This window comes from Citrifermentans bremense (genome assembly GCF_014218275.1).
Classification (GTDB): Bacteria; Desulfobacterota; Desulfuromonadia; order Geobacterales; family Geobacteraceae; genus Geomonas; species Geomonas pelophila.
The window spans coordinates 2,373,420-2,389,636 of record NZ_AP023213.1 but is presented as its reverse complement, the minus strand read 5'-3'; the positions used below and the strand labels follow the sequence as shown (position 1 = coordinate 2,389,636).

12 protein-coding genes, 2 tRNA genes and 1 riboswitch are annotated in these 16,217 nt (G+C 62.1%); of the genes, 11 read left to right on the top strand and 3 right to left on the bottom strand.

Going from position 1 to position 16,217, the window contains the following annotated elements; translation table 11 throughout:
* Nucleotides 1-184 precede the first annotated feature (184 nt).
* A complete protein-coding gene (locus GEOBRER4_RS10510) occupies nt 185-1,318 on the bottom strand; it encodes a trans-sulfuration enzyme family protein (protein WP_185242253.1) in 1,134 nt (377 codons plus the stop codon).
* On the bottom strand, nt 1,315-2,463 hold the full coding sequence (locus tag GEOBRER4_RS10505) for a trans-sulfuration enzyme family protein (RefSeq protein WP_185242252.1): 1,149 nt from the start codon (nt 2,461-2,463) through the stop codon (nt 1,315-1,317). Before GEOBRER4_RS10505 ends, GEOBRER4_RS10510 begins: the two co-directional genes overlap by 4 nt.
* A gap of 72 nt (nt 2,464-2,535) precedes the next feature.
* Nucleotides 2,536-2,640, bottom strand: a riboswitch (SAM riboswitch).
* Nucleotides 2,641-3,054: 414 nt separating this feature from the next.
* On the opposite strand from GEOBRER4_RS10505, the gene GEOBRER4_RS10500 reads away from it, so the two are divergent.
* The 10 genes from GEOBRER4_RS10500 to GEOBRER4_RS10455 all read left to right on the top strand — a co-directional run bounded on the left by GEOBRER4_RS10500 (nt 3,055) and on the right by GEOBRER4_RS10455 (nt 15,553).
* The gene (locus tag GEOBRER4_RS10500) at nt 3,055-3,567 is read left to right on the top strand and encodes a MucR family transcriptional regulator (protein WP_085812668.1); all 513 of its coding nucleotides are present in this window, start codon (nt 3,055-3,057) and stop codon (nt 3,565-3,567) included.
* Between the two features lie 228 nt (nt 3,568-3,795).
* On the top strand, nt 3,796-6,273 hold the full coding sequence (locus GEOBRER4_RS10495) for an AMP-binding protein (protein ID WP_185242251.1): 2,478 nt from the start codon (nt 3,796-3,798) through the stop codon (nt 6,271-6,273).
* A gap of 67 nt (nt 6,274-6,340) precedes the next feature.
* The gene (locus GEOBRER4_RS10490) at nt 6,341-7,582 is read left to right on the top strand and encodes a spinster family MFS transporter (protein ID WP_185242250.1); all 1,242 of its coding nucleotides are present in this window, start codon (nt 6,341-6,343) and stop codon (nt 7,580-7,582) included.
* Between the two features lie 51 nt (nt 7,583-7,633).
* Nucleotides 7,634-8,305 (top strand): outer membrane lipoprotein LolB, encoded by a 672-nt coding sequence (locus GEOBRER4_RS10485; protein ID WP_226377760.1) that lies wholly within the window; start codon nt 7,634-7,636, stop codon nt 8,303-8,305.
* A gap of 164 nt (nt 8,306-8,469) precedes the next feature.
* A complete protein-coding gene (locus GEOBRER4_RS10480; RefSeq protein ID WP_185242248.1) occupies nt 8,470-8,748 on the top strand; it encodes a hypothetical protein in 279 nt (92 codons plus the stop codon).
* Nucleotides 8,749-8,876: 128 nt separating this feature from the next.
* Nucleotides 8,877-9,941, top strand: coding sequence for an AI-2E family transporter (locus GEOBRER4_RS10475; protein ID WP_185242247.1), 1,065 nt, complete (start codon nt 8,877-8,879; stop codon nt 9,939-9,941).
* Between the two features lie 298 nt (nt 9,942-10,239).
* A complete protein-coding gene (locus GEOBRER4_RS10470; protein WP_185242246.1) occupies nt 10,240-11,169 on the top strand; it encodes a hypothetical protein in 930 nt (309 codons plus the stop codon).
* Nucleotides 11,170-11,179: 10 nt separating this feature from the next.
* Nucleotides 11,180-11,884: an ABC transporter ATP-binding protein gene (locus GEOBRER4_RS10465; protein WP_185242245.1), complete on the top strand. Its 705-nt coding sequence runs from the start codon at nt 11,180-11,182 to the stop codon at nt 11,882-11,884.
* Nucleotides 11,881-14,424, top strand: coding sequence for an FtsX-like permease family protein (locus GEOBRER4_RS10460; protein ID WP_185242244.1), 2,544 nt, complete (start codon nt 11,881-11,883; stop codon nt 14,422-14,424). The genes GEOBRER4_RS10465 and GEOBRER4_RS10460 overlap by 4 nt, the downstream gene beginning before the upstream one ends.
* A 1-nt stretch (nt 14,425) precedes the next feature.
* The gene (locus tag GEOBRER4_RS10455) at nt 14,426-15,553 is read left to right on the top strand and encodes a lipocalin-like domain-containing protein (RefSeq protein WP_185242243.1); all 1,128 of its coding nucleotides are present in this window, start codon (nt 14,426-14,428) and stop codon (nt 15,551-15,553) included.
* A 101-nt stretch (nt 15,554-15,654) separates the two neighbouring features.
* Here GEOBRER4_RS10455 and GEOBRER4_RS10450 read toward each other — a convergent pair.
* Nucleotides 15,655-15,730: transfer RNA gene (locus GEOBRER4_RS10450), tRNA-Ala, on the bottom strand.
* Between the two features lie 301 nt (nt 15,731-16,031).
* Here GEOBRER4_RS10450 and GEOBRER4_RS10445 point away from each other — a divergent pair.
* A tRNA-Leu gene (locus GEOBRER4_RS10445) sits at nt 16,032-16,116 on the top strand.
* Nucleotides 16,117-16,217 lie beyond the last annotated feature (101 nt).

Genomic DNA, 16,217 nt, shown 5'->3' with positions numbered 1-16,217 from the left:
AAAGTAAAAGCCCGGGATCCCGGGCTTTTTTTATGCTGAAAGACACTCACCACAGAGGATCACAGAGGAAAGACTAGAACAAAACCAACATGTTACAGCTTTGTTCTGCTTGTTCCCTTACAAAACCTCCGTGACCTCCATGGACCTTTGGGACCTCTGCGTTCCGCCTTTCGGCTTCAGGTTTTTATCTAAGAGAGCGTTCCATGTCGGCGATCAGGTCCTCGGGATCCTCCAGGCCTACCGACAGACGCACCAGCGTGTCCTTGATCCCCCTTGCCTCGCGCTCGGCGGGGGGCATGGCGGCATGCGACATCTTGGCGGGGTAGGAGAGGATGCTTTCCACCCCTCCCAGGCTCACGGCGAACGCGGAGAGCTTCACCCCTTCCAGGAGTTTCCTGGTCACCTCGTAGCTCGATAGTTCGAAGGAGAGGACAGCACCGGGGCCTGAGGACTGCGCGTTGTGGATCTCGTACCCCGGGTGCTCGGGAAGGCCGGGGTAGTAGATCTTCGCCACTTCCTTTTGCTCCTTGAGCCAGGAGACGATAAGCTTCGCGCTCGCCTGGTGCTCTTCCATGCGTACCTTCAGGGTCTTCAATCCACGTAAAACCAGCCAGCAGTCCTGCGGCCCGAGAACTGCGCCGAACGCGTTCTGGATGAAACGGATCCTCTGCCCGACCGCCGGGTCCTTGGCGACGGCGAAGCCGCAGAGAACGTCGGAGTGGCCGTTCAGGAACTTGGTGCCGCTGTGGAGCACGATGTCGCACCCAAGCTCCAGCGGGCGTTGCAGGTAAGGCGTCATAAAGGTGTTGTCGACGATGGTGAGGATCCCCTTCTCCTTGGCGAGCGCCGCGGCACCCTTGAGATCGGTGATCTTGATCAGCGGGTTGGAGGGGGTCTCCAGATAGAGCGCCTTGGTCTCTGGCCTGATCGCGGCAGCGATGGCTGCCGTGTCGGTCGCGTCGACGAAAGTGGCGTTGAGGCCCCAATTTTTCAGCACCGTGGTGAGGGCGCGGAAGGTCCCGCCGTAGACGTCCTCGCAGACCACCAGGTGATCCCCCGGCGCGAAGATGAGCAGGGTGGAGGAGATGGCGGCCATCCCGGAGGCGAAGGCAAGCCCCACGGCCCCTTTCTCAAGCCCGGCCACAGCCTCTTCCAGCGCCTCGCGGGTCGGGTTCCCCGAGCGGGAGTAGTCGTACTTTCCGAAGTGCTCCATCGAGTCCTGGGCGAAGGTGGAGCTGAGGTAGATAGGGTGGCTCAGGGAGCCGTGCTCCGGGTCTATCGGGGCTGTGCCGTGTATCAGTTCGGTCGCGAATTTCATTCCGGTTCTCCTCCTGCGAACGCCTGCGCCAGGTCGGCGACCAGGTCGTCCTTGTCTTCGATCCCCACCGAGAGGCGGAGCAGTGAATGGTTGATGCCGAGCCGCTTCAGCGTCTCCGGCTCGATGTCCGCGTGGGTCTGCACCGCGGGGAAGGTGATCAGGCTCTCGACGCCGCCGAGGCTCTCGGCGAAGGAGATCAGGCGGGTCTTCATCAACAGCGTATTGACCAGGTGCGGCTCGGTCACCTCGAAGGCGATCATGGCGCCGAAGCCTTTGCCGCGGCTTTTCATCAGTTCATGGCCGGGGTGGTCGGGGAGGCCGGGGTAGTGCACCTTGGCGACCTGGGGGTGGAGGCTCAGCCACTGCGCTATGGCGAGCGCATTTTCCTGTTGCCGGTCCAGGCGGATGGTGAGCGTCTTGATTCCCCTCACAGTGAGCCAGGAATCCTGGGGCCCCAAGACTGCGCCGGCGCCGTTTTGATGGAAGTAGACCTGCTCGGCCAGCACCGGGTCCTTCACCGCCACCAGTCCGCAGACGGTGTCGTTGTGGCCGGCCAGGTATTTGCTCCCGGAATACACGGTGATGTCGGCGCCCAGATCGAGACAGCGCAAAAGGTACGGAGTCAGGAAGGTGTTGTCAACGATGCAGAGCATCTCGCGCTCTTTGCAGAGGGCCGCCAGTTGCTCCACATCGGCCACCTTCAAAAGCGGGTTGGTGAGGGACTCGACGAAGAGCGCCTTGGTGTTGGGCCTCACGGCCTGGCGCACCAGCTCAACGTCGCTCGTGTCGACGTAGCTGAAACTGAGCCCGAACTGCTGGAACAGCTTCTCGAAAAGCCGGTAGCTCCCGCCGTAGAGGTCCTCGGTGACGATAAGGTGGTCCCCCTGCTTGAAGAGGAACATGAGGCTCGTGATGGCGGCCATCCCGGAGGCGTAGGCGAAGCCGCGGCAGCCCCCCTCCAGGGCGGCAAGCCCTTCCTCCAGTGCCTGGCGGGTCGGATTTCCGGATCTGCTGTAGTCGTAGCCGGTGCTCTGTCCCAGTCCTGGATGGCGGAAAGTGGCGGTCTGGTAGATGGGGACGGTCACCGCACCGGTGCGGGTGTCGCGCTGCAGGCCTATCTGTGCTGCTTCGGTCGCGATTTTCATTTTTTCTGCCTCCAATAGGAAAAAGTCCCCTTCCGGGGTCGGAAGGGGACTTTTCTATAGTAGGTCCGCGCTTCCTTATCTTCCGGAGCGTCGCCGCTCCGCTGGATTTGGCACCTTCCCTTGCGGGAGGTTGCCGCGACGTCATGGGGCCAGTCCCTCGGTCGCTCGTGATAAGTTAGTGCTATTGAGTTGTTTGTCCAGGAGCGTCCGCTCCTTTTTAATGTTCATATTAATACTGAATCGCTGCACTTCTGTCAACGGTAAACTTGACGGGTTGGATAGGTTTTTTTGCTGATGTCCGCTGCCGGAGTTGCCGTTACCAAGTAGGGTATGGGAGGCAGCAGCCTTGTTCATATATTCGGGTGCTAAGCCGGCAACTTTAGCTCTGAGGTTTTGCAGTCGTCGTGACTGTACCTCGTCTCTTACACTTAATCCTGAGGCCGCATTCGAGACTTCAGCCAGCCAATCATTGACATAAAACCCACTCCTATTGACAATGAATGATACTTTTAGCAAATACCCTCATTGACAAAGCGGAATTACCTGCCAATACTATGGCAAGGCAGATAATGTTCTATGGAGGGACAATCAATGGCAACCTTGGTAGAGATCGCAGCTCAGATTGTAGCGTCGCATGCGTCAAGCACTCCGATGACCTCAGATCAGCTTATATTCGAGATCGGCAAAGTTCACACTGCTCTCAAGAACCTTGAAGCAGGTGAGCCTTTAGAGGGATCAGAGGAAACGAAGACATCTTTGACGGTAAAAGAGGCCTTCAGGAAGGGCGAGGTAGTTTGCATGCTCTGCGGCAAGGGCGGTTTCAAGACCCTGGCAAGGCACTTGAACACCGCGCACGGCATGAAACCGGGCGAGTACAAGAAACAGTTCTCAATACCCGGGAAACAGCCGCTCGCCGCGAAGAACTATTCCGACGCCAGGCGAAAGATGGCGCTGGACCGCGGGCTGGCAGACAACCTTGCCAAGGCGCGCGGGGTGCGCATGGCCAACATCGAGGCGAAGAAGACCGCTCCGGTCAAGCCGGCAAAACCAGCCAAGGCCCCTAAGCCTCCCAAGGAAGCCGGCGCCAAGGCCAAGACAGCCTGATCATACAGGTCCACCAATAAGAAAAGCCGTCCTCAAAAGGGGCGGTTTTTTTATTTTCAGCATCCACGGGCAACCGGTTGCCAAAGCTCCCCGATCATGTGACAATGCTGCATCGTGAACAGCGAGGATTTGAGAGCGTCACGGAGTATTTTGCCTGCCTTGTCCATTGCTGCTTCCACAAGATAGTGTCCCCAGTGACCGGTCGAATATCGATATAGGGAGCATCCCATGCAGACACTGGTTGATTTATTCCATAGCTTCGCCAAGCGCGGCGACAAAGTCGCCCTGGTCAACCGGACCGGCGTCAGGCGCCTGCCGGTTTCCTATCGCGAACTGTACGACCTCTCCCTCAGGATGGCATCGCTTCTGGCCCGGCAGGGCGTCGCCCCAGGAGACCGGGTGCTCCTCTGGGGGCCGAACTCTTCCTGGTGGGCGGTCGCCTACTGGGGGATCATCATGCGCGGCGCCGTGGCGGTTCCGGTGGATTTCATGTCGGAGCGCGGGCGGGCCGACTCGATCCGCCAGTTGACCCAGGCCCGCATCGTGCTGCAGAGCCGGTTCAAGCCGGAGAGGATCGACGAGGGTCCGAGCCTCTTGCTCGAGGACCTGCAGTACCTCCTGGAGGGGGTTGAGCCGATTGCGGACACCGCCGCTCCCGCCCCGGACGACATGGCGCAGCTCATCTATACCTCCGGCACCACCGGCAACCCGAAGGGTGTGATCCTCACCCACAAGAACCTGGTCGCGAACATCAAGCAGATCAACGAGCAGGTCCCGATCATCACACCGGAGTTCACCTTCCTGTCGCTATTGCCGCTGTCGCACATGTTCGAGCAGATGGGAGGCTTCTTCACGCCGCTTTACCAGGGGGCCGCCGTGGTCTACCCCCGCACCTTGAAGCCCTCGGCCATCATGGAGGCTTTGAGCGAGGAGGACATCTACGTCATCATGTCCGTGCCGCGCCTGATGCAGCTTTTGAAGAGCACGATCGAGCGCGAGCTGGCGGAAAAGGGTCTGGGCAAGGTCTTCGCCTCGCTCACCGGGGTCGCGCAGGGTCTCTCCAAGCCGCAGCGGGCCAAGCTCTTCTTCCCGGTGCAGCGAAAGTTCGGCAAAAACTTCACCGTCTTCGTATCAGGCGGCGCGCCGCTCGACCCCGACGTCTTCCGCTTCTGGGACTCCATGGGGTTCACCGTCCTCGAAGGGTACGGCCTTACCGAGTGCTCCCCCGTTCTCTGCGTCAACACAGTGGAGCGGCAGGTGGCGGGTTCGGTGGGGCCGCCGCTTCCCGGAGTGGAGCTGAGGCTTGACGGAAAAGAGGTGGTGGTGCGCGGCGACAACGTCTTTCCGGGCTACTACCAAAACGAGGAGGCGACCCGGGGCGCGTTCAACGCCGAGGGGTGGTTCAAGACCGGGGACCTGGGGGAGATAGCTCCGGACGGCTGGCTCAGCATCAAGGGGCGCGAGAAGGAGCTCATCGTCACCGGCGGCGGCGTGAACGTCTACCCGGACGAACTGGAGGCTGTGCTCAACAAGGTGACAGGGGTTAAGGAGTCCTGCGTCATCGGGCTGGACCGGGGGGCGGGCGAGGAGGTGCACGCGGTACTGCTGCTGGACGAGCAGGCACCAAGGCCAGAGGAGATCCTCTCGCGGGCGAACGCCCAGCTGGACGCCATGCACCAGATAACCGGCTACACGCTCTGGGACGAACCGGAGTTCCCGAAGACCACGACGCTCAAGGTCAAGAAATTCCAGGTGAAGGAGCACGTGAAAAAGGGGGCAGCCACCGACGCATCCGGGCCGGGGAAGGATCACCTCATAAATCTCCTGGCCAAGGTGACCGGAACTGCAGCTGCCGAGATAAAGGAAGAGTCGTTCCTCGTGGCCGACCTAGGCCTCACCTCGATAGGGCGCTTGGAACTGGTCAACTACCTGGAGCAGGAATACCGGATGGACATCGAGGATTCCCAGATCGGTCCGCAGACCAAGGTGGCCGACCTGCGCCGCATCATCTCCCGGCGCGAGAAGGCCGGGCACCGAGGCCATTACCGGTTCTGGACCAACACGCCGGCGGTGCGCGCCCTGCGCATGGCTGCCGACGCTCTTTTGAACTACCCTTTGTACCGTCTCTTCGCGACGCTGGAGGTGCGCGGCGCGGAGCGCCTGGAAGCGGTGCAGGGGCCGGTCGTCTTCGTCTCGAACCACCTGGGGTACTTCGACCAGCCGTCGCTGATGTTCTCGCTCCCAAGGAGAATCCGCTACCGCACCGCCACCGCCGCCTATGAGGAGTTCTTCTTCGGCCCCGACCGCGGCATGGTCCGCCTGTGGAAGCTTTTGACCTACGAGTACGGCACCCTGTTCCTCAACCTGTTCCCGCTGCCGCAGACCAGCGGGTTCAGCGGCGCCGTGCGCTTCATGGGAAAGCTTGCGGACAACGGTCTCAACACCCTGATCTTCCCGGAAGGGGAGCACTCGCGTGACGCGAAGCTGCACGACTTCCAGGCGGGGCTGGGTGTCATCGTCAAGGAACTTGGGGTCCCGGTGGTGCCGGTCAAGATCAGCGGCACCGACCAGATCCTGCCGCCGGACCGGGTGGGGCTGCCTCGGCGGGGGAGGGTGAGCGTCACCTTCGGCGAGCCGCTGCAGTTCCGCTTCGAGGAGCCCGCCGAGATCGTCAGGAAGGCGCACGAGGCCGTGGCCGCGCTCTAGAAATCCCGCCAGCCGGGGCACACCCGGATGTTATGGAAGCCGTTGAAGTTATGGAGGATGTTATCGGATGCAGGCAGAACAGATCTCTCTTACCTACCGAAGATACGCGCTGGGGCTGCTCCTGGCCGTGAACCTGCTGAACTACATCGACCGGCAGGTCCTCTTCGCGGTATTCCCCCTGATCAAGGCCGACTTCAACATCAGCGACACCGAACTGGGACTTTTGGGGAGCGCCTTCATGCTGAGCTACATGGTGATCGCCCCGGTCTTCGGCTGGCTGGGGGACCACTGGGACCGGGTCAAGCTCGCCTCATCAGGCGTAGTGGTCTGGAGCCTCGCCACAGTCCTTGCCGGCTTCGCGCCCGGCTACCGCACCCTTTTGGCTGCGCGGGCAACAGTCGGGGTAGGGGAGGCGAGCTTCGGGACCGTCTCGCCAGGCCTCATCGCCGACTTTTTCCCCAAGGATCAGCGCGGCCGGATCCTTTCCTGGTTCTACGTGGCGATCCCGGTCGGGAGCGCCATGGGATACCTCCTGGGAGGCGTCCTGGGGCACCGGTTCGGGTGGCATGCCGCCTTCCTCATGGTCGGCCTGCCGGGCATGCTCCTGGCGCTGCCGCTTTGTTTTCTGCGCACCCCGGAGCGCGGCGGGGAACCGGCTGCCGAGGAGGTCGCTAAGGAGAAGGGGATCGCGGCCTACCTCCAGCTTTTCCGAAACCGCGCCTTCGTCACCAACACCCTCGCCATGGCCGCCATGACCTTCGCCATAGGAGGGCTGGCGCAGTGGATCCCGACCTTCCTGTTCCGAGCCCATGCCCTGGACGTCGAGAAGGCCAACACGCTCTTCGGTGCCACCACTGTGCTGGCGGGGATCCTCGGGACTCTCGCCGGGGGGTGGCTCGGCGACCGCTGGCAGAAAAAGAGCCCCAAGGGGTACCTCCTTGTCTCAGGATGGGGGTTCTTCATCGGCGCCCCCTTCGCCGCCTGGGCCATCATGGCGCCCGCGCTCCCCGTCTGCATGGCCGCCATCTTCATCGCCGAGTTTTTCCTTTTCCTGAACACCGGCCCGCTCAACACGGTGATCATCAACGTGACGCGCCCCTCGGTGCGCGCCATGGCCTTCGCGGTCAACATCTTCTTCATCCACGCCCTCGGTGATGCCGTCTCCCCGTCCATGCTGGGGTGGCTTTCCGACCAGTGGGGGCTTAGGTCGGCGCTTCTCTCCACGCCGCTGGTGATGGCCCTTGCCGGGGTTTTCTGCTTCGTCTGCGGCAGGTACGTGGCGCACGACATGGCTCAGGCCGAGCCCTGAAAACCATTACATTTTAGCGAGGTACGCGTGTCCTTCTCCCTTCGAAAATTGTTGATTTGCCTCCTGTTGCTCACGGCGCTTCTTTCCGGCTGCGCCACGGCCCCGAAACCGCTCACCGGACTTGTCCCGGGGCGCACGGTGCAGACGGTCCAGTCCTCGATATCCATCACCGTCAGCGCCGGAGCGCAGAGCACAGGCGGGCGCGGGTACCTGATCTACCAGGCACCGTCGCTCTTTCACCTGGCGCTGCTCACCCCCTTCGGCCAGACCGTCCTGGAAGCCTTCAGCGAAAACGACCGCTTCACCTGCATACTCCCCGACCGCCGCTTGGCCTATACAGGGCTCGTCTCTGAGCTCCCGGAGAACAGCATCCTGAAGAGCGTGGAACTCCTCAAGTGGGTGATGGCGCCGGTCCCTTTCCCGGTCCCCGCGCCGAACCCTGGCGAAACGGTGCAGATCTCGGGCGTCCGCTACCATTTCGACCAAGACGGCCTTGTTGAGCGCAAGGTGTCCAGCGAGGGTGAGCAGGTCTTCTACCGGGAGTACCAGGGGGTCGAAGGGGTGGCTTTCCCGACATCGGTAGAGGTGCAGAACCGCTACGGCGCGAAGGTGCGCATCGTCTTCGACGAGCCGCAGCTGAATGCGCCGGTGGAAGAGTCGATACTGAGGCCTGATTTAACCGGCCTGCAAGTGCTCCCACTTGCCGATTTCAAAGGTCTTTAACTGTCATAACTGGAATAAACAGGTGGCGGCAGCAGTATTTTAAAACTCGAAACTGTCAATTGTTCAAATATCTTGCTATGCTTAAAACCAGTTGTCATCAAGAAGAGTTGCACCTGCCAGTGGAAAGAGTTTTCGGTGCGACCAAGCCTGAGGAGAAAAGAGTCATGAAATACGCCGGTCCAGCAATACTTGTCGCCTGCCTTTCATTTACCAGCGGCTGCGCCCTTTACCAGACACACGACCCGTCCGCTCCACAAGTGGCCCAGCCGAAGGAACTTTCCGCACCGGTGGGAAAGGATTGGAAGGTGGTGGAGGAGGCACCGGCGCTTCAAAACGAACGCAACAACCGTCAGCCGTTCCAGACCGAGCAGTCCGTGCAGCCTGAAGGGGTACAGCGCCCTGCCGCCCCCGAGAAGGGACGCAAGATCGAGACCCCTCGCTAAAGGCCACCTCACCGGCAGTGCGGCAATGCCGCCTGCCTTGTCAGTTTTTTCGCGCTACTACCAGGTACTTCCCGTGCCATCCGCGGCAATCCTGATATCCTTTGCCATTCCAGCTACAGGGGGAGACTATGGATAAAAAACTCTACCTCAGCGTCGTCGCAGCCTTTTTCACCGTCGCAGCGATAGCGGCGCTGGTCCTTTTCGCCGTTCCCATACTGAAGCCGCTGGCCTGGGCGCTCATCATCGGCATCGCCACCATGCCGCATTACCAGCGCATCCTGAAACGGCACCCCGACCGCCCAGGGCGCGCCTCCGGTCTCATGCTCCTTGCGGTCGCCGTCTGCCTGGTGCTTCCGGCGGCCGGGCTCGTGATCACCGCCGCCGTCAACGCGCCGGAATGGTACCGGCAACTCGAGCAGATGGCCCAGGATCTCACCAGGACCAGTTCCGGCGCCCTGAGCCAGCTACCTTTTTACGACCGGGTCATGGCGCTGATCCAGCGCTTCGGCATCGACCTCGCCAACATCGGCGGCAAGATAGCCTCCAGCGGTTCGTCCGTGATCCTCAACGCCGCCACCAACATGGTGCGCAACCTCTTCGACTTCATCTTCACCCTGATAGTGGCCCTGTTCCTGCTCTTCTTCATCTACCGCGACGGGGAGCGCGCCGTTTCCCTCTGCATCGGGAAACTCGCCCCCAACCCGCGCAGGGCCCAGCACTACGCCACCCAGATCCGCTCCATAACCACGGCCGTTGCCGTCGGCACCATACTTACCTGCTGCACCCAGGGCGTGATCGCCGGCCTGGGGTACTGGGTAGCGGGAGTCCCGGCGCCGATCTTCTTCGCCGCGCTCACCGCCATAGCCGCCCTGATACCGGTAGTCGGCACCGCCATCGTCTGGGTCCCGATGGTGGCCCTGATCGCGCTCAACGGCTCCTACCTCACCGCGGTTTTGCTGGCCCTTTGGTGCGTTTTTTTCGTCGGCTTCTCGGACAACGCCATACGCCCGCTGGCCATCGGCGCCGCCAGCGATATCTCGGTACTGGCGGTTGTCGTCGGCGCCCTTTGCGGCGTCGTGATGATGGGGATTTTGGGGCTTATCATCGGACCGGTGATCTTCGCCATACTGTTCAGCACGTGGGATGACGCGGTAGGCGAAGCTGGAGACACGGAATACAACGACGTCCCCTGACGGGTTCCGGCCGAGCCGACATCCACGTACCTGCCGCACCTAAATCCTGTCCTGACCCAAATCGCAGTGCCTTCTGCCGGCCGCTACCCCGAAGCACGATCCTCCGGATGCGCCCTGGCCGGTTCCTGACGCTTGTTCGAAACCCTGTTCAGATGCAACGCGGGCGCTATACTCTTGCTTGGCTCCCAAACCCAAGCCTCAGGTACGATGACAATGTGGTCGGTAGTTACCACGAAGGACGCGTTGCCTGGTGATAGCGGCAAAGGGGGCCCAACGCCTGACCCGGAGGTGTTTTCATATGAAACGCGAACCCATGGTAAGGTTCATCTCGACGAGGATCGTCGCCGGTTTCCTTGGGCTGGCCCTATTATTCCCCTCCGCTGCCGGCTTCGCCGCAGATCCTGGTAGCGATGCAGAACGCGCCCTTTTAGCCAAATACACCTCGATAAGGGACAAGCTGGAGAAAAACCAGTTCGGTGCCCCCATCTACCTGGAATCCACCGACTCAGAAGGGAGGGTCCGTGTCGACATGTTCGGCGTGGTCCCGCACCCATTCGAGCTGGCACGGGAGGCGCTGCAGTCCCCGGCGAGCTGGTGCGACATCACCTCGCTTCATCTCAACATCAAGGCCTGCACCTTCAAGACCAGCACGCGGCCGCAGCAGGTGACTCTGTACAGCGGCAGGAAATACTACCAGCCCCCTTCAGACGCTTTCCCGCTCAAATTCACTTTCACCGTACTCTCCCAGACCCCGCGGTGGCTTGACGTGAGACTGGAGGCGGAGGAAGGGCCCTTCAGGACCAAGGATCACAGGATAGCGCTGCAGGCCTCCCCCCTGGGTCCGGGCAGCACGCTTTTGCACTTCAGCTATACCTACAGCCAGGGGACCATGGCGCGCCTTGCCATCAACAGTTATTTCTCCACCTTGGGGCACGGCAAGGTCGGGTTCAGCGAGGTCACGGAAAAGGGAGGGGAGCAGCACTTGGTCGAGGGGGTGAGGGGGGCTGTGGAACGCAACACCATGCGCTACTACCTGGCCCTGCAGACCTACCTCGACACCCTGAAGTACCCCGAGAGCCAGCGCTTCGAGCAGCGCATCAGCCGCTGGTACGACCTCACTGCGAGGTACCCTAAGCAGCTGAAGGAAAACGACAAGAGCAGCTACCTGGCCGCCAAGAGGATGGAACATAACCGGCAAATGGAACTGCAGAATAAGCTTGGTAATTGAAGGGATTTCCATGGCGGAGCCGGTCGTTCAGCTTACGGGTGTGTGCAAATCGTTCCAGGAGGGGGAGCGGGAGCGGGTCGTTTTCCGCAACGCCTCGCTTGCCGTGGAAAAGGGGGAGTGGCTCTTCCTTTTGGGACGCAGCGGCTCCGGAAAGTCCACGCTTTTAAACCTCATAAGCGGCATCGACCTTCCCGACAGCGGGGAGGTACGGGTGGCCGGGCAGCCGCTGCACCGCCAGAGCGAGCGCGAGCGGACCCTGTTCCGCCGCACCAGCATCGGCTTCATCTTCCAGTTCTACAACCTCATCCCCACCTTGACCGTCCTCGAGAACGTACTGCTCCCCCTGGAGCTTGCCGGACTCCTCACTCCCGGACACGACGAACTGGCGCGCGACCTCCTGGAGCAAGTGGGGCTCGCTGACCGGGCGGCAAGCTTTCCGGACCGCCTCTCCGGAGGGGAACAGCAGCGCGTCGCTGTCGCCCGCGCCCTGGTGCACCGGCCCAAGCTGGTGCTGGCCGACGAGCCTACCGGCAACCTCGACGCCGGGACCGGGAGGCAGGTGCTCGACCTTTTCCAGCGGCTTTTAAGGAACAGCGAGACGACGCTGGTGCTGGTCACCCACAGCGGCGAGGTCGCCGCACTTGCCGACCGGGTGCTCACCATCGAGAACGGCCTTTTGGTCGAGGCCGGACGCCGCGCCGGGGTCCAGCCATGATCCTTTGGCGGGCAGGGGTGCGCAACGTGCTTCGCCATCCCTGGCTCACGGTGCTGGCGGTTCTGGGCGTGGCGCTGGGCGTCGCAGTCGTAACCGCAGTCGACCACGCCAACGAGGCTGCCCAACGCGCCTTCCGGATCGCCGCGGAAACGGTGGCCGGTCGCGCCACGCACCAGGTCGTCGGGGGGCCTGCGGGGCTGCCGGATCAGCTTTACCGCACCATCAAGGCCGACCTCCGTTTCCGGGCCGCAGCCCCGGTTGTGACCGGAAGCCTGCAGCTCGCAGGCAAGCCGGGGAGGACCTTCCAGCTCATCGGCGTCGATCCCTTCTCCGAATCCCCCATCCGCTCCTTCAGCTCCCGCTTCTCCGACAAGGACATCCTGCCAAAGCTCGTGGCGCAACCCGGCACGGTCCTCATGCTGCGGCGTACCGCGAACGAGCTCGGGGTGTCGCGCGGACAAAGTTTCGCCGTGCACGTGGCCGGTGCAACACGCCAACTGACCCTGGCTGGGTACCTGGAGCCGCCCGACGAGGTAAGCGGGGTCGCCCTGGCTTCAGTGCTGGTGAGCGACATCAGCACCGCGCAGGAGATCCTCAACCGAATAGGGCGCCTCTCCAGCATCGACCTGGTCCTCCCCGATGGCAGGGAAGGAGAGGCCAGGTTGAGGCAGCTTCAAGCTGCGCTCCCACCGGAGGCGAGTATCGTTTCCGCCGGCGCCCGTGCAGGCGCGATGGAGAAGATGACCCGCGCCTTCCGCCTCAACCTCACTGCCCTGAGCCTCCTCGCGCTCGTGGTCGGCATGTTCCTCATCTACAACACCATGACCTTCTCAGTGATCCGCAGAAGGCGCCTGATCGGCATGCTTAGGGCTCTCGGCGTGAGCCGCAGGGAGATCTTCCTGATGATCTGCGCCGAGGCCCTCTTTATCGGCGTCGCCGGCACCGTGGCCGGACTTTTCTGCGGCGAGCTCCTTGGAAGCGAACTGACCCGCCTGGTGACCAGGACCATCAACGACCTGTACTTCGTGATGGAGGTGCGCAAGGTCTCTTTGCTGCCGTTGGCCCTGTGGAAAGGTGCCTTTCTCGGCGTGGGGGCTACGGTCGTCGCGGCCTTCCCCGCCGCTCTGGAGGCGACCAGCGCGCCGCCCCGAGCCGTATTGTCCCGTTCCGTGATCGAAGCGCGCCACAGGAAGCTGGTGCCGATAGCAGCTTTTGGCGGCACTTTGCTGATGCTGGCAGGTTCCTGGCTTTTCCTTTATCCGCTGGGAGGTGTGGCGGGAGGGTTCGTAGGACTCTTCGCAGTCATCGTCGGTTATACCTTGCTGGTTCCCACTGCGGTGCTTGCTTTTGCCCGGGTACTCCGCCCGGTGATGGGTAAGCTCGCGGGGTCGATAGGGAAGATGGCGGCCCGGGGGGTGGCGGTCTCGCTTTCGCGGACCGGGGTCGCTACTGCCGCGCTGGTTGTTGCCGTCTCCGCAGGGATCGGGGTCGGGATCATGGTGGGAGGCTTTCGCCTGACCGTCCAGAACTGGCTGGCTAACTGGCTGCAGGCCGACGTCTACGTCACCTCGGCGGACAAAAGCGGTGGGCGCTACCGTCCGCCCCTGGATCAGGCCCTGGTGCGGCGTCTCGCCGCCTTGCCGGGGACAGCTGGCATCACCCTTTCCAGGCGCGTCTCTCTCGAAGGGGCAGGCGGGGCGACCGAGATATTTTCCGTTCAAGTGCCGGAGGCTACCTTCTACCGCTATCCCTTCAAGACCGGGAATCCCCGCTACGCCTGGAAGAGCTTCAGCGAGGGGGAATCCGTGCTGGTCTCAGAGCCTTACAGCTACCGCCACCGGGTGCGCGTGGGTGACCAGGTCGAGCTGCGTACCCGGTTCGGGGTGAAGCGCTTCCCCGTCTCGGCCATCATCTACGACTACGGCACCGACACCGGCATCGTGATCATGAGCCGCAAGGGGTACCTGGAAAATTTCGACGACCCCTCGGTGGACGGGATGTCCTTCACCGCCGGGGCCGGCCAGAGCGTCCCGGCCCTGATGGAAGAGATCCGGAAAAGGGCAGGGGGGGAAAGGATCAACGTCATCTCCAATGCGGAACTGCGCCGGGCGACGGTCGAGATCTTCGACCGCACCTTCGCCATAACCTCGGTTTTGCGGATGCTCACCATGCTGGTCGCCTTCGTCGGGATTCTCTCCGCCCTCATGGCCATGCAGGTGGAGCGTGCGAGGGAGCTTGCCGTGCTGCGGGCGGTGGGGCTCACGCCGGGGCAGGTCTGGGGGGTGGTCTGCGGCGAGACGTTCCTGATAGGGCTCATCGGCGGGGTGCTGTCGCTTCCTCTCGGCATCCTGGAGGCGCTGGTCCTCATTTACGTGGTGAACCTGCGCTCTTTCGGCTGGACCATGCAGCTCTCCATCGACCCGGCCTACCTGCTGCAGGCCGTGATCCTGTCCGTGGCGGCGGCGCTCCTGGCCGGGATCTACCCTTCGCTCAGGATCGCCCGCACCTCCCCCGCGCTGGCCCTTAAGGAGGAGGATTAGCATGCGCCGACTCCATCTGGTCCTTGCCTCTTTCTTAATCGCCCTGTCGGTGCTGGGCTATCTCTACTTCCGCAAGGGGAGTGCGCCTGAGGCGGAGAAAACCTACAGCCTGAACGAGGCTTTGGGGGGGAGCGCGGCGGAGGGGTTCAAGAGGGCTGAGGCGCCAAGGCGCTTCAGCTTCCCCGCGGACCACGGACCGCACGACGGGTTCAGGAACGAGTGGTGGTACTTCACCGGAAACCTGACCGCCGCCGGCGGGCGCCGTTTCGGCTACCAGCTCACCTTCTTCAGATCGGCACTCACGCCGCACCCGGCAAAGAGGGAGTCAGCCTGGGGGACCAACGAGGTCTTCATGGCCCATTTCGCCGTGACCGACGTGGAAGGGAAGCGCTTCCGTTTCGCAGAGCGTTTCAGCCGCGCAGCTCTTGGTCTTGCCGCTGCCGGGGGGAGTCCACTTGCCGTGCGCCTGGAAGAGTGGTCGGCCCAGGAGACCGCGGCGCAGCCCTGGAGCGTCAAGCTGGCCGCCGCACAGGGAGACCTTGCCATCGACCTCGACCTCTCAAGCGTGAAGCCGGTGATACTCAACGGGGAAGGGGGGCTCAGCCGAAAAAGCGGAGCTTCCGGAAACGCTTCCTATTACTACAGCATCCCGCGCCTTGCCACTTCCGGGACCGTCCGGGTCGGCGGGGACGCCTTCAAGGTCTCGGGGGTCTCCTGGCTCGACCGCGAATGGAGCACCAGCGCCCTGGACAAGGATCAGGCCGGCTGGGACTGGTTCGCGCTGCACCTAGCCGACGGCCGGGACATCATGTACTACCAGTTGCGCAGGCGCGACGGCAGCAGCGATCCCTTTTCGGCCGGTACTTTTGTAGAGGCAAACGGCAGCTCACGGCACCTTAAGCGCGAGGAGGTGCAGCTTGGGCCGATGGGACGCTGGACCAGCCCGAAGAGCGGCGCCAGCTACCCCTCCGGCTGGCGCATGAGGATACCATCCCAAGGAATAGACATCGAGGTAGCGCCGCTACTGGCCGACCAGGAGTTGGCAGCTGGTTTCAGCTATTGGGAAGGGGCGGTGGAAGTGCGCGGGAGCACAGGCGGTTACGGCTATCTGGAGATGACGGGATATTAGCCAGGGCAGTTGCAGCGCCAGCAGGCGGAGGTGAGAAGGATCAGTCGCCAGGAGGAAAAAACAAAAAAGCGGTCAGCTTTCGCTAACCGCTTTGTAATTGATGGTGGAGCTGATCAGGATCGAACTGACGACCTCTTGAATGCCATTCAAGCGCTCTCCCAACTGAGCTACAGCCCCATCTAAGGAGTCCTGTTTATAGCAAACGGGGCTTCGGGTGTCAACATTTTTATTGGGAGTGAAAAGATATTTTGGGGCAGGCTGAATAGTCGATGCCGGTGACTGTCGGGAAGTGTAGATAGCAAAAGGACTTTTGCTTCAGGTTCAGTAGCAGACCAAGACAGACGGCGTCATTTACTGAAGCTCGTGCAGCTGTTGCCAGCTATGATACACGTATTGCCCAAGAAAACTGTAAAGTTACTTGACCCGGTCCTCCTTTGTTGGTATAAGGATGTTCTCTTAACACTGGCAGTGTTCAAAAGCCGGAGTGGTGAAACTGGTAGACGCACTGGACTCAAAATCCAGCGGGGCAACCCGTGTCGGTTCGATTCCGACCTCCGGCACCATCTATGAATCAAGGGCCTAACCCGAAAGGGTTTGGCCCTTTTGCTTTTGTCACGAGCGTTGCGACATTGTATCTGCTACTCGCGGACGTTGGACTAACCCG